We start from the raw sequence: 17853 nt of genomic DNA on the forward strand, positions 1-17853 counted from the left end.
ACCACGCACGCACCAGGAGATACTCCTCTCGCATTCAGAAGGTCGGGAATCTGGATCAGCCGAGCATGCGGGCGAAGGCATGAGGCGTGACGATGGGGATGCCGTACGCGCGTGCCTTGCGAGCCTTACCGGACAGGGAATCGGGGTCGGCCGCGATGACGAGCCTGACCTTCTTGGTCACGTTGGGGTGCGGGAGGTAGCCTGCCTGGCGGGCACGGCCCTCCCACACCTCCCGGTCGTCGTCCATCTCGCCGGTGAACACGACCTGGTCACCTGGATGCAGTACGAACCGCCTCACCGGGGCGACGGGGACGGTGTCCACTTTCAGCGCCTCTTCGACGGCAGCGTCGGGCAGTCCGAGCAGAGCGGTGACAATCTCGAGTTCGCGCCGTTCGGCGTTGGTGACGATCCCGTCGGCCAGGGCCGCTCGTGCGATCTCAGCCAGGTAGTCCTGGTGCAGGACTTCGAGTTCCGCTCGGCTTAGACCGAGTGACGTGGCCAGCTCCACTAGGGCGTCGGCTTCTGCGGCGGAGATGTGGTGGTCGAGGAGCACCTGGTCCAGGAGAGCAAGGTACGGCTCGGCCGCGACGGGCTGTGCCGTCTGAGGGACGCGGTCGAGGATGCGGGCAAGGAAGTGGCTGTGGCGTTTGGCCGAGACGCCTCTGCGCACGCAGGCTGTCCGGATCTCGTCGAGCACCGGCCACTGGACAGTCGTGCTCGTGCTGTGAAGCGCTGCCGGCCAGGGGTAAGCGGGGCCGGACAGGGTCAGGTAGTGATGAAGCAGACTTGAGGCGGCGCGCGCGTCGATCAAAGCGTCATGGTGGCCGTCGAGGGGAATGTCAGCTACTGCGCAGCAGCCTGCCAGGTTTCGCGGTGCGTGGGGCAGGAACCGCCGTGCCTCGCTCATGGTGCACACGCCCAAGTCCAGCAAGGCTGGAATCGGTGTGCCGATGCGGGCGAATTCGTACTGCAGGAATCCGGCGTCGAACTGGAGATTGTGGGCCACCGGTACTCGGTGCCGCAGCAACGCGACCACAGTGCCTGCGATGTCCTTGAAGGTTGGGGCGTGACGAATGTCGGAGGCGCTGATGCCATGGATGTGCTGCGGGCCGAGGTCACGTTCCGGGTTGACCAGTGTGTTCCATTCGGCCGTCACTCGCCCGGTGGGGTCGGTGTGGACGATGCCGATCTCGATGATCCGGTCATGCCATGACGGCCGTAGCCCCGTGGTCTCCACATCGATCGCCGCGTAGCCGATTGGGCTGGCGCTCATGCTCTCCTCCTCGCACGTCGTCACTTGGAAAAGTCGCGCGCCAAGAAGGAATCGCCTGCTCTACCTGTGGAACGTGATTGAACTGTGATGTTCGAGTAACGAGATGCCCTTTATGCGATTTGTGTCACCTCTGTTGAAGTCGATGGCGAGCTGCTCAAACAGCCGCAAGTCGGCATATTTCATGACATGTAGCTACTTCTACGCCTGCCGGGAAAATCCCCAAGCGCGTCACGCCAAGTCGTAGGGGGCCATCTCCTGCCGCACGGTGGTGTCGGCCTAATCGGAGGTCTGTGCTCTGATGGGCGCTCGGCATGGAAGGGCCGGGGGTCGAGCCGAGTTCGGTATGGCCCGGCAGGGTGGGCGCCTCCTGGCTGACGCCACCCGCTCAGACCATGGCCAGGTAGCCGGCGAGCTCGTTGGATGAGTCGGTGGCGATCCCGACGTATCCGTCCGGCCGGATGAGGGTGTGACGCACGTCGCCGTACGGCTCTGCGGTGGCGTACGCCCGCACCTGCGGGCCGTCCGGCACCCTGGGCGCGGGTTCCGGCGAGAGCAGCGTGCAGTGCGTGCCCCGCAGCAGGTCGAACATGCGCGCCCGGCTGCCGTCGGCCAGGCGCAGCGGCCCGTCGGGCACCCGGTCTCCGCCGTTGCGGGCCAGCGAAGCGCCCCGGTAGCCGACCTGCAACTGGTAGGTCTCCTCACCGCGCTTGTAGGTCTTCTTGTCGTGCAGGTCGGTGCTGAGGCCCAGCACGCGCGCTGCGATCGGACGGCGTTCCTCCTCATAGGTGTCCAGCAGCGACCGCGGCGCTCCGGCGAGTACGCGCGCGAGTTTCCAGCCCAGGTTGTAGGCGTCCTGCACACCGGTGTTGAGGCCCTGCCCGCCTGCGGGCGAGTGCACGTGGGCGGCGTCTCCGGCCAGGAAGACACGACCGTCCCGGTACCTGTCGGCCAGCGGGATGTTGACCCGGTAGAGGGAGGACCACAGCAACTCGGTGATGCGCACCCTCCGCAGCATCGACCGCTCAGCGAAGACCCGCTGAAAGCCGGACAGCGTCAGATCCGGCGTCATGCCCGGCTTGAGCGGCGCGAGCACCTGGAAGGTGTCGGTGCCGGCCATCGGATACAGCGCCACCATGCCCTTGCCCGGCCGGACCCAGATGTGGATATGGTCTCGGTCGAGTCCCTCGACATGTACGCCGCCAAGCGCCATGCGCTCCTCCTCGCGGGTCTCGCCGACGAAACCGACACCGAGTGCCTTGCGCACAAAGCTCCTGCCGCCATCGGCCGCGACCAGGTAGTCGGCCCGCAGCGTCACCCCCGTGCCCAGCCTGGCCGTCACACCTTGCGCGTCCTGCTCGAAGCCGGTCAACTCCGCGCCGTACTCCACCTTCCCGCCCAGCTCCGCCAGCCGTTCACGCAGGGCCTCCTCCGTGCGCCACTGTGGATGCATCACCACCATCGGGTACGGCACGGCGTCCGTCGCCGCGACGGGCTTGTGCATGCGCCCCTGATACACCGCCACCCTGCCGATCCTCACCTGCAACGGCGGATAAACCGTCGCGGACGCCAGCACGCGGTCGATCACTCCGAGGTCGTCGAAGATCTCCTGCGTGCGGGGCTGCAATCCCTTGCCCTTCGAACCCAGGGAGGGCTCCGGCGCCCGTTCCACGATGCGGTGGCCGAACCCGCGCCTGGCCAGTTCTGCCGCCAGCGTGAGCCCCGTGGGCCCGCTACCGACGATGAGCACGTTCGTCTTCTCAGTCATGGCCCGACCGTGCCAGGCCTCGCTGCCATATCCCTGTCACCGCCCTGCCGGGACCGCCGTACAGCCTGCTCGCGCGCTCTTCGAGGCCTGCGGGAGCTGCGGTCAGCCCGGCGGGACCGGAAGGATCTTGGCAGGAACGAAAGGGCCACGGCCGCCGACCTGTCGGTGGCCTTCGTCAGCCAGGCCGCCGCGGCTGCCGCATCGGACCGGATGCCCACGCGCCGCCGCCGGGTGGGGGTCCGGAACACCCGCGGCATCGGGCCGTCGGAGGTGGTCCGGAACGACCGTACGGGGCGTGTACACATGGACGCTTCCACCGGCAGGGTCGTGCCGCGGTGGCCGTCTCTGGCCAGGATCTGCTCACTGCTGGAGGGTCTGACTGCGGTCGATGAGATCCAGCACCGCGTCCCTCATCTCGCGGAGGACGGCGACGGTCTCCGCGGCGGCCGCGGCGATGGCCTGCTCACCGGGTGCGGTGTCGGGCTCGAGCAGCCGGGCGACGGTGTCGGCGAGAACCTTGTCGGGATCGTCGACGCCGGGCACCGCGGAGGCCGGGTCGGACATCGCGGTGCCGAACCCGGTGAGCAGGGCGTGTACGGCGTACGTCTGCTCCGGCAGGGGACGGTCGTGGCGGACCAGTCCGTGCCGGTGCACGATCGGCATTCCCATCTCGCACATGGCGCTGGGTGTGGTGCGGGCGAACAGCTCGCGGTCGCCGGTCTGCTGGGTGAGCAGCCGCAGCAGCTCGGTGTCGCCGCTGTGCAGGCGGCGCGCCAGCGGGAGTTTCAACCCGGTGCGGATCAGCAGCGGGGCGAAGCGGCGCGGCAGCACGACGGCGGGGTCGGCGGTGATGCGGGCGATGATCTCGTCCAGGAAGGTCAGCACGTCGCGTGCGAACAGCCCGAGGATGAGGTCTTCCTTGGCGGGCCAGTACAGGTAGACGGTGCCCTTGCCGACCCCTGCCACCCGGGCGATCTCGCTGACGGTGACCTTGCGCACGCCATGGTCGAGCACCAGCTCGCGTGCGCTGTCCAGGATGCGGGCGGCTTTACGCGAGTGGCGCTCGATCAGCTGGCTCACCGGGGCGGTCCTCTTCTCCCGTGCTCGGGTTCGGTCAGGCTGGAATCGGGTCAGGCGGCGGCGATGTCCAGCTGTTTGTTGTTCATGTCGGGGCCGTTCACCATCTTGCCTATGGCCGGGCCGATGACCGGCGCGTGCATGAGGCGGACCATCACGCTGCGCATGATCTGCTCCTTGCGGTCATGCGGGGTGAGCAGCCGGCGCATGACCAGCGCGCTCTTCTGCTCGGTGTGGATGAACGGCCGCATCCGGTCCTCCCACGCGCGCAGCGCGCCGGACAGGTCGCCGGGGTGGCGCTGCAGCATGGTGCCCAGGAGTTCGCCGCCGGCGATGCCGCTGGAGGCGCCCATGCCCGCGTACAGGGTAACGCACCATGCGGCGTCACCGATCAAGACGACCCGGCCCTTGTGCCAGCGCGGCATCCTGACCTGGTGCACCGAGTCGAACAGGAAGTCCGGGGCCTGCTCGAACCCCGTGAACAACCGCTCCAGCAGCGGGCCGGGGGGCTGCGGGCCGAACGCGGCCCTGATGGACTCGATCGGCGGGCGCGCGAACTCGGCGTCCGTGTCATCGGTGCGGTAGGAGAACAGCAGGCCCGGCATGTGGTCGCGGAAGGAGAAGATCCACGCAGAGCGTCCCGGCTCGGCCAGGACGAGGCCCTCGTCCTGGGTGAAGCCCTCTATGGACTCCTTCAGGACGGTCGCACCGATCATGTAGTTCAGCGGATGCAAATGGTTCTGGGAGCCGAAGACCAGCTCACGCACGGTGGAACGCATCCCGTCGGCACCCACCACCAGGTCGAAACGTTCGGTGACGACGGCGCCGGAGGCGGTGTCGTGCAGGGTGACCGTCGCGGCGGAATCGTCCTGCGTGATGCGGGTCGGCACGGTGGAGTAGCGGATCTCCACATCGTCCGGCAGCGCGGAGAACAGCGCCTGCTCGATGTCGCCGCGCACCACCAGCCGGGGTTTGCCAGGCAGGTCGGCCGGGCTCATGCCGGGGCTACGGCGCCCGGCCCGGTTCACCTCGTAGGTGGTGAGTTGCGGGCTCCTGCGGTCACCGATCGCCTCCAGCACGCCCAACCGGCGGGCGGAGGCGATACCGGTGCCGAACAGCATGATGAAGTACCCGCTCGAACGGCGCGCGGGCGCCCGCTCCACCAGTACCGGCTCCCAACCCACTTCCCGCAGCCGCAGCGCGGTGGCGATGCCCGCTATCCCGAGACCGACCACCAGAGCCCGGCCATGTCTGACTGTGCCCGTCATGACGACTTCCTTCCTGTCGTGTCGTCCATGACGCTACTGAACGAACTGACCAATTCAGTTCGTTTGGTCAGTTTGTGGTGGAGGCCACACGGGCGAACCTCCCGCACCGGGAAGACAGGAGTGTCAGAGGGTCGTCGCCATCGGCCTCCGGCGGGCTGTTCTGCGCGGGGCCAAGACTCCCCTCGGGTGTAAAGGCGTGCCGAAGCCGGCCGGATGGTCGGTCGCGGGCGCAGGCGGCCGGCGGGGGAGCGGCCGTCCTCCGCGGAAACAGCGGCAGTACCCGCACAAGCGGAAACAGCGGCAGTACCCGCACAAGCGGAAACAGCGGCAGCGCCAGCACAAGCGGAAACAGCGGCAGCGCCAGCGCAACCCGCGATCAGCGCCCCGGGTCCGAGCCGGGCGACGGATCCGGGGCGTGTGCAGGCGCTGCGGGCTGGGGCCGGGCCGGCCCGCAGCGGGCTGCCGGTTCTCCCTGGACGCCGAGGGGACCAGAGTGGCGGGGACAGGCGCGCAGCTCACCCCCCGGCTTCGCGCGAGCTGCGCGAGCCGGTCACGTGATGGGCGTTATGGGGGTGCTATCCCACCCCGATCCACGTCCACATGCCCCGCTGGCGGTGCTGGTCCACCGGGCACCACAGCAGGTACCGGCCATGCTTCAGGGTGACCGTGAGCGCTGTCCGTCCTCCAGGTGGGACGATCATGGAGGTGCGGCTGACGCCGGGTCCCCTGATCGACAGGCCGTGTGGGTGCGAGCCCACGTTCTTGATCCTGAAGGTGACGCTTCCGGGCCTGAAGCGCCACCTCGAGAGCGCGATGAAGTAGTTTCCTTCCCTCACCTTGACGACAGAAGTGTCAGCGGCGCTCGCCGTGACGTGGGGCGCTGCCACGGCGGCCGTGCCGCCGGCCGTCAGTGTCAGCGCGGTGGAGGCCAGTACTGCCGCCAGACAGTACGTGCCTCTGGAACGATGAACAGCGAACATGATCGCCATCCCTTCATCGCCGTACCACCGATGTCGGCCATGGCGCAGGCCTCCATCACCTCTCCACGCATACGGAGCGCCAACCCCACGAAAGTCTCTGAGGGTCGTACAGCATTCACCATTTCGGCGAGACCAATTCTTTCCTTTTCAACAAGATCCGGCCGTGGCCACGGCGCAGCGGACCGCGAACGTCCCGGCGGCGGTCCGCACCGGGACTTGGGCGCGCGCGGGCCAGACAGAGGAGGTTAGGCGCGGCAGACCGGGGCAAAACTTGCATTATGGCAGGTGGGGGATGGTTCTCCCGATGGCCGGTGCTGCGGCAGCTTCGGGGAGAGGACGGCAGGAGCGACGCCGCGCGCTCGGCGCGCACCGACGCGCTGAGGCCGCGCACCGAGGAGGCGGACACGGTCGCCCGCTCGGTCTGCCCCTACTGCGCGGTCGGCTGCGGCCAGCTCGTCTACGTCAAGGACGGCCGGGTCAGCCAGATCGAGGGCGACCCCGACTCCCCGATCTCGCGCGGCAGGCTGTGCCCCAAGGGCTCGGCCAGCAAGCAACTCGTCACCCATCCGGGCCGTCAGACGCACGTGCTGTACCGCAGGCCGTACGGCACGCGGTGGGAGCGGCTCGACCTCGACACCGCGATGGAGATGATCGCCGAGCGGGTGCTGACGACGCGGCGGGACACCTGGCAGCAGACCCATGAGGGCAAGGTCGTGCGCCGCACGCTGGGCATCGCCGGTCTGGGCGGGGCGACGCTCGACAACGAAGAGAACTACTTGATGAAGAAGCTCTACACCGCCCTCGGCGCGATCCAGGTGGAGAACCAGGCGCGTATTTGACACTCCTCCACCGTCCCCGGTCTGGGGACCAGCTTCGGGCGTGGCGGCGCGACGACCTTCCAGCAGGATCTGGCTCGTGCGGACTGCATCGTCATCCAGGGTTCCAACATGGCCGAATGCCATCCGGTGGGCTTCCAGTGGGTGGTGGAGGCCAGGGCGCGCGGAGCGAAGGTCTTCCACGTGGACCCGCGCTTCACCCGGACCAGCGCGCTGGCCGACCGGCACCTGCCGATCCGCGCGGGCAGCGACATCGTGCTGCTCGGCGCCCTGGTCAACCATGTCCTCGGCAACGAACTGGACTTCCGCGAGTACGTGCTGGCCTACACCAACGCCGCGAACCTCGTGTCCGAGGACTTCCAGGACACCGAGGATCTCGACGGGCTGTTCTCCGGCTTCGATCCTGAGACGTGCTCGTACGACCCGAAGAGCTGGTCGTACGAGGGCCCGGCCGAGCACGCGCCGGGGGAGACCCTGGAGGGCGGCCTGCACCACGCCGCGGCGGCAGGGGCGGACCGGTACGGCTCCAGCGGGGCCGCCGCGCACCCCAGCCCGCCGACGGACCCGACGCTGCGCCACCCGCGCTGCGTCTACCAGATCCTCAGACGGCACTTCGCCCGCTACACCCCGCAGCTGGTGGAGCAGCTCTGCGGCATCTCGCCGGAGGACTTCGCCGAGCTCGCCGACGCGGTCACCGCCAACTCCGGCCGGGAGCGCACCACCGCGTGGGTGTACTCCGTCGGCTGGACCCAGCACACGGTGGGCGCGCAGTACATCCGCACCGCCGCGATCCTCCAGCTGCTCCTGGGCAACATCGGCCGCCCCGGCGGCGGCATCCTGGCGCTGCGCGGGCACGCGAGCATCCAGGGCTCGACCGACATCCCGACGCTGTTCAACATCCTGCCGGGCTACCTGGCCATGCCCCACGCCCACCGGCACACGGGCCTGGACGACTACCTGGCTCGCGAGGGAGGAGACACCGGCTTCTGGGGCAACCGGCGTTCCTACCTGGTGAGCCTGCTCAAGGCCTGGTGGGGAGAGGCGGCCACCGAGGAGAACGACTTCTGCTTCGACCACCTGCCGCGCCTGACCGGCGACCACGGCCACTACACCACGGTGATGGGCCAGATCGACGGGACGGTGAAGGGCTACTTCGTGGTGGGGGAGAACCCCGCGGTCGGCTCGTCCGGCGGCCGGGCCCAGCGCCTCGGCCTGGCCAACCTCGGCTGGCTGGTGGTGCGCGACCTGACGCTGGTGGAGACGGCCACGTTCTGGCAGGACGGGCCGGAGCTCGAGACCGGGGAGATGCGCACCGAGGACATCGCCACCGAGGTGTTCTTCCTGCCCGCCGCGAGCCACGTGGAGAAGGAGGGCACCTTCACCAACACCCAGCGGCTCCTGCAGTGGCGGGAGAAGGCGCTCGACCCGCCCGGCGACTGCCGTAGCGACCTGTGGTTCTACTACCACCTCGGCAGGATTCTCAGGGAGCGGCTGACAGGGGACGAGATCGACCGGCCGCTGCGCGAGCTGACGTGGGACTACCCCGAGCACGGCGAGCACCGCGAGCCGTCGGCGGCGGCCGTGCTTCGCGAGATCAACGGTGTCGGCCCGGACGGCCGGGCGCTGTCGTCGCCCACCCAGCTCAGGCCCGACGGGTCCACCACGTGCGGCTGCTGGATCTACTGCGGCGTCTACGCCGGCGAGGTCAACCAGGCCGCCCGGCGCCGGCCCGGGAGGGAGCAGACGCCCGTGGCGCCCGAATGGGGCTGGGCCTGGCCGGCCAACCGGCGGATTCTGTACAACCGGGCTTCCGCCGACCCCGAGGGCCGTCCGTGGAGCGAGCGGAAGGCCTACGTCTGGTGGGACGCGGAGCGCGGTGAATGGACCGGGCACGACGTGCCCGACTTCGAAAGGAACAAGCCGCCGGACTACGTGCCGCCCGAGGGCGCCAGGGCCGAGGCCGCGCTGTCCGGGACCGACCCGTTCATCATGCAGTCCGACGGGAAGGGCTGGCTGTACGTGCCGGCGGGCCTGGCCGACGGGCCGCTGCCCGCCCACTACGAGCCGCACGAGTCGCCGGTCCGCAACCCGTTGTACGGCCAGCAGGCCAACCCCGCGCGACGGACCTACCCGCGCGCGGTAAGCCCCTACAACCCGCCGCGGTCGCCGCGCTTCCCGTACGTGCTGACCACCTACCGGCTCACCGAGCACCACACGGCCGGCGCCATGAGCCGGCCGCTGGCCTACCTCGCCGAGCTGCAGCCTGAGCTGTTCTGCGAGGTGTCCCCCCTGCTCGCCGCCGAGCTCGGGCTGGCCAACGGCGACTGGGCCACGATCGTGACGAGCCGTACCGTGATCGAGGCCAGGGTGCTGGTCACCGGCCGGGTCCGGCCGCTGCGGATCCAGGGCGAGACGGTGCATCAGATCGGCCTGCCCTACCACTGGGGGTGGGGCGGTGGCGGCCTGGTGACCGGCGACGTCACCAACGACCTGCTGCCGCTGGTGCTCGACCCGAACGTCTACATCCAGGAGAGCAAGGCCATGACCTGCGACGTGCGTCCCGGCAGGCGGCCGAGGGGCCGGGCGATGCTCGACCTGCTGGAGGAGTACCGGCATGACTGAGCGGATGGGCTTCTTCACCGACACCAGCGTCTGCATCGGCTGCAAGGCCTGCGAGGTGGCCTGCAAGGAGTGGAACCAGCTGCCCGACGACGGGTTCGTGTTCGAGGCGACCTCCTACGACAACACCGGGCAGCTCGGGGCGAGCACCTGGCGCCACGTCGCCTTCATCGAGCAGACGCGCCCCGTGCGGACGAACGGGGGCGGGGACGGGGACGGCGACGGCGGGGTGGACCGCTGGCTGATGTCGTCCGACGTGTGCAAGCACTGCACCCACGCCGCCTGCCTGGACGTCTGCCCGACCGGCGCGCTGTTCCGGACCGAGTTCGGCACGGTGGTGATCCAGGAGGACATCTGCAACGGCTGCGGCTACTGCGTGCCGGCCTGCCCGTTCGGCGTGATCGACCGCAGGGAGGACGACGGGCGGGCCTGGAAGTGCACGATGTGCTACGACCGGCAGCGCGGGGGCCTCGAACCGGCGTGCGCCAAGGCGTGCCCGACCGACTCGATCCAGTTCGGCCCGCTCGACGAGCTCCGGGAACGGGCCGCGGACCGGCTGGAGAGCCTGCACGCCGAAGGGCGCCCCGAGGCCAGGCTGTACGGCGAGAGCCCGGACGACGGCGTGGGCGGCGCGGGGGCGTTCTTCCTGCTGCTGGACGAACCGGAGGTGTACGGCCTGCCCCCTGACCCGGTGGTGACCACCCGCGACCTGCCGTCCATGTGGCGCTGGGCGGGGGCCGCGGCGCTGTCCGTGGCAGGTGTGGTGGCGGTCGCCTTCTCGGGCGGCTTCTCGGGAGGCTTCGCGGGATTCCGTGACGGAGGGCGGCGGTGACGCGGGAGCGGTCGATGGTGCCGGAGGCCGAGTTCCGCTCGTACTACGGGCGGCCGGTGATCAAGGCGCCGATATGGCACGAACCTCACATGCCAACCTATCTCTACCTGGGCGGCATGTCGGGGGGTTCGTCGATGATCGCCGTGGTGGCCGGGTTCGCCGGGCACCACCGGCTCGCGCGCGCGGCCCGGATCGCGGCGGCACTCGGGGCGGCCGCCGGCGCCGGCCTCCTCGCCGCCGAGCTGGGCAGGCCCGAACGCTTCCTCAACATGCTGCGGGTGTTCAAGCCGACCTCGCCGATGAGCGTGGGCTCCTGGATCCTTGCCGCCCAGGGAGGGCTGTCGGCGGTCGCCGCCGCCACCGAGCTGGCCGGGATCCTGCCCGTGGTGGGCGACGCGGCGGTCCTCGCCACGGGCGTGACCGGTCCGCTGACCGCCACCTACACCGCCGTCCTGGTCGCCGACACCGCCGTGCCGGCCTGGCACGACGCCTACAGGGAGCTGCCGTTCCTGTTCGCCGGGAGCGCGCTGGCCAGCGCCGGGGCGGTGGGCATGCTGGCGACGCCCCGCGCCGAGGCCGGTCCCGCCCGCGTGGTGGCGGTGCTCGGGGCCGCCATGGAGACCGTCTCCGGCGCGGTGATGGAACGCAGGCTGGGGCCGGTCGGCGAGCCGTACCGGCTGGGGAGGGCGGGCCGCCTGATGCGCGCCGCCCGCGCGCTGACGGCCGGTGGCGGGCTGTTCGCCGCGGTCGCGGGGCGCAGCCGTACGCTCACCGCCCTGTCCGGCCTGGCCCTCACGGCCGGCGCCCTGTGCACCCGCTTCGGCATCCTGGCGGCGGGCAGGGCCTCGGCCGCCGATCCGCGGTACACGGTCGTACCGCAGCGGCAGCGCCTCGACGGAGAGCGGCCCGCCTGATCGGCCTTACCCGCCTGCGCGTAGGTTCTCCCTTGGAGGCGTGTGGGCGCCTGGTGGCCCCCGCGGTCTTCAAAACCGACGAGGCCGAGGTCATCGGCCTGGCGGGTTCGATTCCCGTCCGCCTCCGCTCTATTTTCGAAGGGTGGACCCACGAAGGCAGGTGCCACGCACCGACGCCGTGCTCGCCGACCCGCGCCTGGTCGCGGCGGGCGGGCGGCTGGGCCGGTCGGTCGTCAAGGACGCGGTGGCGCGGGCCCAGCAGCGGGCGCGGCTCGGCGAGATCACCGCCGAGGAGGTCGCGGACGAGGCCGTGGCGGCGCTCCCCCCACAGGCCGCGAGCCTGCGCGCGGTGATCAACGCGACCGGCGTGCTGATCCACACCAACCTCGGCCGGGCACCGCTGTCGCCCGCCGCGGTCGAGGCGATGGCGGCCGCCGCCGGAGCCGCCGACGTGGAGTTCGACCTGGAGACCGGCGTCCGGGCCCGCCGCGGGCGCGGCGCGCTGGACGCGCTCGCGCGCGCCGTGCCGGCCGCCGAGGACGTGCACGTCGTCAACAACAACGCCGCGGCGCTCGTCCTGGTGGCCACCGCGCTCGCCGCGGGCCGGGAGATCGTGATCAGCCGCGGCGAGCTGGTGGAGATCGGCGACGGGTTCCGCATCCCCGACCTGCTGGTCTCCACGGGGGCGCGGCTGCGCGAGGTCGGCACGACCAACCGCACCTCCTTCGGCGACTACGCGGCGGCCGTGGGACCGCAGACCGGATGCGTGCTCAAGGTGCACCCGTCGAACTTCCGGATCGAGGGTTTCACCGGCTGCGCCGAGGTGCCGGAGCTCACCGGGCTGGGTGTGCCCGTCGTGGCCGACATCGGCTCCGGCCTCCTCACCCGCGAGCCGCTGCTGCCCGCCGAGCCTGACGCGACCACCATGCTCGAGTCCGGGGCGGATCTCGTGACCGCCAGCGGCGACAAGCTGCTCGGCGGGCCGCAGGCGGGACTCCTTCTCGGCCGCCACGACCTGGTCGAACGATGCAGGCGGCATCCCCTCGCCCGCGCGCTGCGAGTCGGCAAGCTGACGCTGGCGGCGCTGGAGGCCACGCTCCGGGGTCCCGCCGTCCCGGTCCGCCAGGCGCTGCACGCCGATCCGGCGGCGCTCGCCGACCGGGCCGAGGCGCTCGCCGGCACGCTGGCGGGCGCCGGGGTCGACGCGCGAGCCGTACCGAGCGAGGCCGCCGTGGGAGGTGGGGGAGCGCCCGGGGTCACGCTGCCGAGCGCCGCGGTGAGCCTGCCCGAACGGCTCGCCGCTCCGCTGCGCACCGGCGATCCGCCGGTCGTCGGCCGCGTCCAGGGCGGGCGGCTGCTGCTCGACCTGCGCACCGTTCCCCGCGACAGGGACGGCGACGTGGCCCGCGCGATCCTCGAGGTGAGCGGCTGATGCACGTCGTCGCCACCGCCGGTCACGTCGATCACGGCAAGTCCACGCTGGTGCGGGCGCTCACCGGGATGGAGCCCGACCGGCTGGAGGAGGAGCGGCGGCGGGGGCTGACGATCGAGCTGGGCTACGCCTGGACGGCCCTGCCCTCGGGGCGGCGCCTCGCCTTCGTGGACGTTCCCGGCCACGAGCGGTTTCTCGGCACGATGCTGGCCGGGGTCGGTCCCGTGCCGGCCGTCCTGTTCGTGGTGGCCGCCGACGAGGGCTGGATGCCGCAGTCCGAGGAGCACCTGGTGGCGCTGGAGGCCCTCGGCGTACGGCACTGCCTGCTCGCGGTGACCCGCGCCGACCTCGCCGACCCGGGCCAGGCCATCGAGCAGGCGCGGACCCGCCTGGCCGCCGCGGGGCTGGGGGGCGCGGGCCCGGACGCGGGCGGGTCGGGCGGCGTCGAGGCGGTGGGGGTGAGCGGGCGCACCGGTCAGGGACTCGGCGAGCTGCGGGAGGCGCTGGACCGGCTGGTCGCCCGGCTTCCCTCGCCCGATCCGCGGGCGCCGGTCCGGCTGTGGATCGACAGGGTGTTCACCGTGACCGGCAGCGGCACGGTCGTGACCGGGACCCTGCCCGAGGGCACGATCTCGGTGGGCGACGACCTGGCGCTCGGTGGCGAAGCGGTACGGGTGCGGGCGCTGGAGTCCCTCAAGGAGCCACTGGCCGCGGTGACGGGCGTCGCCAGGGTGGCGGTGAACCTGCGGGGCCGCGGACTTCCCGAGCGAGGCCTGGCCCTGGTCACCCCCGGCCGATGGACGTTCACGGACCTGGTGGACGTCCGGATCTCACCGGTCGGAGCGCTCCGGGATCCCGGCCGCGGTCCGGGCGGCGGCGACGAGGGGCGGCGCCTGCCCAGGCGGCTGATCGCGCACATCGGGTCGGCGGCGGTGGCGTGCGAGGTACGGCCGCTCGGTGGCCGTGTCGCGCGGCTGCGCCTGGCCGGCCCGCTCCCGCTCCACCTCGCAGATGTGCTGCTGCTGCGCGACCCCGGCCGCGACCGGACCGAGGTGCGGGTGCTGGCCGCGGCGAGCGTGCTCGACGTGCGCCCGCCGGCGCTCGGCCGCCGGGGCGCGGCGCGGGCGCACGCCGCACGGCTCGAGTCGGCCACGCCGGACGCGGCCTCCGCCCTGCGCACCCACCGGCTGCTGCGCGCCGCCGACCTGACCGCCATGGTCCGGACGCCCGGCGGGCAGCCGGTCTGCGGCGACTGGTACGCCGACCCCGATCATTGGGAGGAGCTGGCCGGGCGGCTGACCGGGGTGGCCCGGCGGTACGCGGCCGAGCACCCGCTCGATCCCGGCATGCCGCTCGAAGCGGCCCGGCACGAGCTCGCCCTGCCCGACCGGCGGCTGGTCGCCGCGCTGGTACGGCCGCCGCTCACACTCGGCGAGGGCCGGATCCTCACCCGGCCTCCCGGGCTGCCCACACAGGTTGCCAGGGCGGTCGAGCGGCTGACGGCCGAGCTGTCCGCGCATCCCTTCCAGGCGCTGGAGGCCCGGCGCCTGACCCAGCTGGGGCTCGGGCTCCGGGAGCTGGCGGCGGCCGTACGGGCGGGACGCCTGCTACGCGTGGCCGAAGGCGTCGTGCTGCTGCCCGGCGCGGACGCCAGGGCGGCGGAGCTGCTGAGACGGCTGCCGCAGCCCTTCACGGTCAGCCAGGCCCGGCGCGCCCTCGACACCACCCGAAGGGTCGCGGTGCCGCTGCTGGAACACCTCGATCGGAGCGGGGTCACCGAACGGGTGGACGATGTCCACCGCCGCTGCCGTTGACCCCATGAACGACACCGTGGGACGCGCGGGCCGAGACGCCGCGCGGGGAGCGGCGGCCTCGACCTGGACGACGTCATCCTGGTCGGGCACTCGGCGGGCGGCGCCGAGGTCGCCCGCTACGTGGCCCGGCACGGGGAGGACCGCATCGCCGGTGCCGCCTTCATCTCCGCCGTCCTGCCCTACCTCAAGCTGACCGACGACAACCCCGAAGGTGCGCCGGAGGCGGCTCTGCAGGCCACTCTCCAAGCCTTCCGGGCCGACCGGCCCCAGTGGTTCGCCCGGCAGGCGCAGGTCTGGTTCGCGACCCACCTCGACGAGGTGTCGCCCGCCATGATCGAGCGCACCGTCGCCCAGTGCCTGTCGGTCCGTGGGCGACGGCCAAGCTCTTCGAGGCGATGTTCCACGAGACTCGCCGCCGGCCTCAAGAAGCGGAGCCGGCCGCTGCCCCGCCCATGAGGCGCTCGGCGAAGGCGGACATCTGATCGCGCTGCTCGTCCGGTTCGGTGGCGCCGGAGCTGACGACGATACGGGTCACGCCCTGTTCGGCGAGGGCCGCGACCTGCTCTTCGGAGATGTCCATCGACGCGGACCGGGTGTACTCCAGCGCCGCCGGATCGCGTCCCGCCTCTACGGCGGTCTTCCTGGCGAGGTCCAGCTGAACGGCCCGCTCGTCGGGGTGGAGCGCGCCGCCGGGGAAGAACCCGTCGCCGCGCAGCCCGGCGCGGCGGGCGGCCGCCCGGCTCGACCCGCCGACGTGGATGGGCAGGTGCGTGACCCCGTAAGGCTTCGGGAAGCTGCTCAGGTTCTCGAAGGCGAAGAACTCCCCGGCGAAGCTGACGCCTTCCTCGCCGCCCTCCCAGAGCAGCCGCAGCACGTCGATCGCCTCGTCGGCCCGGCGGCCGCGGGTGGCGTAGTCGACGCCCACCGCCTGGGCCTCGCCGGGCAGCGCCCCCAGCCCCACGGTCAGCAGCCGCATCCGCCCCTTCGACAGCACGTCGATGGTGGCCAGGCGTTTGGCGAGGGTCACCGGGTGGTGGTACGGCAGCAGCAGCACGCCCGTGCCGAGCAGGATCCGGCTGGTGTGCGCGGCGGCGAAGCCCAGGCAGTCGAGCGGGTCACCGTACGGCAGCGACGGCGGCATGGCGAAGGATCCGATGGTCGCCCCGGGGTACAGCACGATGTGCTCCGGAACGTACAGGGACTCGAAGCCGCATTCCTCGGCGTGCCGGGCGTAGGCGGCGAGCTTGTCTGGGTCGACCCCGTGATACGGCGTGCTGTAACTGATCCCGAACTTCATGGCGGCCACGCTAGAACGTTGACACCAGCGTCAAGGCAAAACCCGTGAGGCCCCACACCCGCCGGCTGGCAAGCCGGACCCGGGCTCGCCGGCGCTCGACGACCAGCTCGCCGAACACCCGCTCTCCAGCCGCTCGACGGTGGCGCCTGGAAGCCGGGCCGACGGCGTTGTCGTCGTGGCGTGCGGGGTCGGCTGGTGAGGGCTTCCGGATTCGGGACCTCGTGGACCAGGACATTGATATAAGAGTCTGGTGATCACCAACCCGCGCCCGTTAAGGCCGTCCGATCCCCTTCACGTGGCGTCGTACCGGCTCGTGGGTCTGCTGGGTGAAGGCGGGCAGGGAGCGGTCTACCTGGGCGTCGCTCCCGACGGCGGTCAGGTGGCGGTCAAGGTACTGCACGCCCGCCTCGTCCAGGACGCCGAAAGCCGCCGCCGGTTCGTCCGGGAGGTGAACACGGCGCGCAGGGTGGGACCGTTCGGTACGGCACGCGTCGTGGACGTCGACATCGAGGGAGATCAGCCGTACATCGTCAGCGAGTACATCTCCGGTGAGTCCTTGCAGCAGCTGATCAGCCGGGAGGGGCCTCGCGACGCGGGCGGGATGCGCCGCCTGATGCTGGCCACCGCGGCTGCGCTGCAGGCCATCCACGAGTCCGGCATCGTGCATCGTGACTTCAAGCCGAGCAACGTGCTGCTGGCGCTGGACGGCCCCCGGGTCATCGACTTCGGTATCGCCCGGGCGCTCGAGGGCACGACCATGCTCTCGAGCGCGATCGTCGGCACCCCTCCGTACATGTCTCCCGAACAGCTCGCGGGAAAGGACGTCGAGCCGAGCTCCGACGTGTTCTCCTGGGCCGTCACGATGGTGTTCGCGGCCACCGGCCGACCGGCCTTCGGCCAGGACAGCATTCCCGCGGTGTTCAACCGCATCCTCAACCGGCAACCCGATCTGGACGGCGTTCCGGACGAGCTGAAGGGCCTGCTCTCGGCGTGCCTGGCCAAAGACCCGCGGGAGCGCCCGAGCGCCGGCCAACTGCTGCAGCGCATCCTGGGCCATCACGAGCCGACGCTCGCCCTTCCGGCGCCGCCCTCCGCTGATCGGCCGTTCGGCTTGGCCTTCGTCGCCCAGCTCGTCGTGATGCTGGCCACTCCCGTGATCGGCTTCGCCGTCCATTACGGCTACGGCGCGGACCCGGACGGCGGCCTGTCGCCGATCCCCTTCCCGTGGGTGGACGACGGGATTCCGTTCTGGCCCGGCATGATCGCATGGATCGTCATCGGGAGCCTGATCACGCTGGCGCTGCGGTTCGCGGCGAAACGGAGCTGACACGTGGACGTCGAAGGTCTCATCATCGCCCTGTTCGCGCTGGCCGGACTCGCCGGTTCGGCCTGGCTCTTCATCGTCAAGAGGAGACGCTTCCTCTCCGAGCATCGCCTCCTGATGGCTGTCACCGTCCTGCCGTTGCAACCGATCCTGATCACCGGGCTGGCGGTGTTGTTGATCACGCAATGGGGTCGGCTCGAGCTCAGCGGGGTGATGCTCGGTGTCCTCGCCTACGTCAACGGGCTCGTCGCCTTCGCCCTGGTCGTGGCGGTGCAGGACCTGCGGCAGGCGCGACGCCGACGCGGAGTCGACCACGTCTCTTCTCCGCACCCCACCGATGGCGGGACCGGGGGGTTCCGGGGCTGAGGCGGCCCCGGGCGACCGCCCGATCAGCACGATCGGGCGGTCGACACCGCTGGCAG

14 protein-coding genes and 1 tRNA gene are annotated in these 17853 nt (G+C 71.3%); 9 read left to right on the top strand and 6 right to left on the bottom strand.

Annotated features, from left to right (window positions below; genetic code table 11):
• Positions 1–55 precede the first annotated feature (55 nt).
• From ACWDLG_RS35560 to ACWDLG_RS35580, 5 genes are all read right to left on the bottom strand, one after another.
• Positions 56–1273: an exonuclease domain-containing protein gene (locus ACWDLG_RS35560; RefSeq protein WP_449928560.1), complete on the bottom strand. Its 1218-nt coding sequence runs from the start codon at positions 1271–1273 to the stop codon at positions 56–58.
• A gap of 385 nt (positions 1274–1658) precedes the next feature.
• Positions 1659–3038 (bottom strand): FAD-dependent monooxygenase, encoded by a 1380-nt coding sequence (locus ACWDLG_RS35565; protein WP_449928562.1) that lies wholly within the window; start codon positions 3036–3038, stop codon positions 1659–1661.
• Positions 3039–3398: 360 nt separating this feature from the next.
• The gene (locus tag ACWDLG_RS35570) at positions 3399–4118 is read right to left on the bottom strand and encodes a TetR/AcrR family transcriptional regulator (protein WP_449928564.1); all 720 of its coding nucleotides are present in this window, start codon (positions 4116–4118) and stop codon (positions 3399–3401) included.
• Positions 4119–4168: 50 nt separating this feature from the next.
• Positions 4169–5383: an FAD-dependent monooxygenase gene (locus tag ACWDLG_RS35575; protein ID WP_449928566.1), complete on the bottom strand. Its 1215-nt coding sequence runs from the start codon at positions 5381–5383 to the stop codon at positions 4169–4171.
• A 575-nt stretch (positions 5384–5958) separates the two neighbouring features.
• Complete coding sequence (locus ACWDLG_RS35580) at positions 5959–6363, bottom strand: hypothetical protein (protein ID WP_449928568.1); 405 nt, start codon at positions 6361–6363, stop codon at positions 5959–5961.
• Positions 6364–6641: 278 nt separating this feature from the next.
• Here ACWDLG_RS35580 and fdh point away from each other — a divergent pair, with 278 nt between their 5' ends.
• The 7 genes from fdh (at position 6642) to ACWDLG_RS35615 (ending at position 15266) form a co-directional block, all read left to right on the top strand.
• The gene (fdh, locus tag ACWDLG_RS35585) at positions 6642–9821 is read left to right on the top strand and encodes a formate dehydrogenase (RefSeq protein WP_449928570.1); all 3180 of its coding nucleotides are present in this window, start codon (positions 6642–6644) and stop codon (positions 9819–9821) included.
• Positions 9814–10650, top strand: a complete 837-nt coding sequence (locus tag ACWDLG_RS35590; RefSeq protein ID WP_449928572.1) for a 4Fe-4S dicluster domain-containing protein — start codon at positions 9814–9816, stop codon at positions 10648–10650. The genes fdh and ACWDLG_RS35590 overlap by 8 nt, the downstream gene beginning before the upstream one ends.
• Positions 10647–11564 carry an NrfD/PsrC family molybdoenzyme membrane anchor subunit gene (gene nrfD / locus ACWDLG_RS35595; protein ID WP_449928574.1) on the top strand — a complete coding sequence of 306 codons (918 nt, stop codon included), beginning with the start codon at positions 10647–10649 and terminating at the stop codon, positions 11562–11564. The genes ACWDLG_RS35590 and nrfD overlap by 4 nt, the downstream gene beginning before the upstream one ends.
• Positions 11565–11598: 34 nt before the next feature.
• Positions 11599–11691, top strand: a tRNA-Sec gene (locus ACWDLG_RS35600).
• A gap of 15 nt (positions 11692–11706) precedes the next feature.
• Entirely contained in the window at positions 11707–12996 is a 1290-nt protein-coding gene (gene selA, locus ACWDLG_RS35605; RefSeq protein WP_449928576.1) for an L-seryl-tRNA(Sec) selenium transferase, read from the top strand.
• Positions 12996–14810, top strand: coding sequence for a SelB domain-containing protein (locus tag ACWDLG_RS35610; RefSeq protein WP_449928578.1), 1815 nt, complete (start codon positions 12996–12998; stop codon positions 14808–14810). The genes selA and ACWDLG_RS35610 overlap by 1 nt, the downstream gene beginning before the upstream one ends.
• Positions 14811–14873: 63 nt before the next feature.
• The gene (locus ACWDLG_RS35615) at positions 14874–15266 is read left to right on the top strand and encodes an alpha/beta fold hydrolase (RefSeq protein WP_449928712.1); all 393 of its coding nucleotides are present in this window, start codon (positions 14874–14876) and stop codon (positions 15264–15266) included.
• Here the strand turns inward: ACWDLG_RS35615 and ACWDLG_RS35620 are convergent.
• Positions 15232–16107, bottom strand: coding sequence for a TIGR03619 family F420-dependent LLM class oxidoreductase (locus tag ACWDLG_RS35620; RefSeq protein ID WP_449928580.1), 876 nt, complete (start codon positions 16105–16107; stop codon positions 15232–15234). The genes ACWDLG_RS35615 and ACWDLG_RS35620 overlap by 35 nt on opposite strands.
• A 295-nt stretch (positions 16108–16402) precedes the next feature.
• On the opposite strand from ACWDLG_RS35620, the gene ACWDLG_RS35625 reads away from it, so the two are divergent.
• Positions 16403–17434, top strand: coding sequence for a serine/threonine-protein kinase (locus ACWDLG_RS35625; protein ID WP_449928582.1), 1032 nt, complete (start codon positions 16403–16405; stop codon positions 17432–17434).
• 3 nt (positions 17435–17437) lie between these two features.
• Entirely contained in the window at positions 17438–17797 is a 360-nt protein-coding gene (locus ACWDLG_RS35630) for a hypothetical protein (protein ID WP_449928584.1), read from the top strand.
• Positions 17798–17853 lie beyond the last annotated feature (56 nt).

It is taken from the genome of Nonomuraea sp. NPDC003727 (assembly GCF_053586935.1).

Bases quoted from the DNA above. Each gene is read 5' to 3' on its own strand.
- ACWDLG_RS35580 (WP_449928568.1), bottom strand. From the start codon at position 6,363: ATGTTCGCTGTTCATCGTTCCAGAGGCACGTACTGTCTGGCGGCAGTA.
- ACWDLG_RS35560 (WP_449928560.1), bottom strand. From the start codon at position 1,273: ATGAGCGCCAGCCCAATCGGCTACGCGGCGATCGATGTGGAGACCACG.
- ACWDLG_RS35575 (WP_449928566.1), bottom strand. From the start codon at position 5,383: ATGACGGGCACAGTCAGACATGGCCGGGCTCTGGTGGTCGGTCTCGGG.
- ACWDLG_RS35590 (WP_449928572.1), top strand. From the start codon at position 9,814: ATGACTGAGCGGATGGGCTTCTTCACCGACACCAGCGTCTGCATCGGC.
- ACWDLG_RS35610 (WP_449928578.1), top strand. From the start codon at position 12,996: ATGCACGTCGTCGCCACCGCCGGTCACGTCGATCACGGCAAGTCCACG.
- ACWDLG_RS35565 (WP_449928562.1), bottom strand. From the start codon at position 3,038: ATGACTGAGAAGACGAACGTGCTCATCGTCGGTAGCGGGCCCACGGGG.
- ACWDLG_RS35620 (WP_449928580.1), bottom strand. From the start codon at position 16,107: ATGAAGTTCGGGATCAGTTACAGCACGCCGTATCACGGGGTCGACCCA.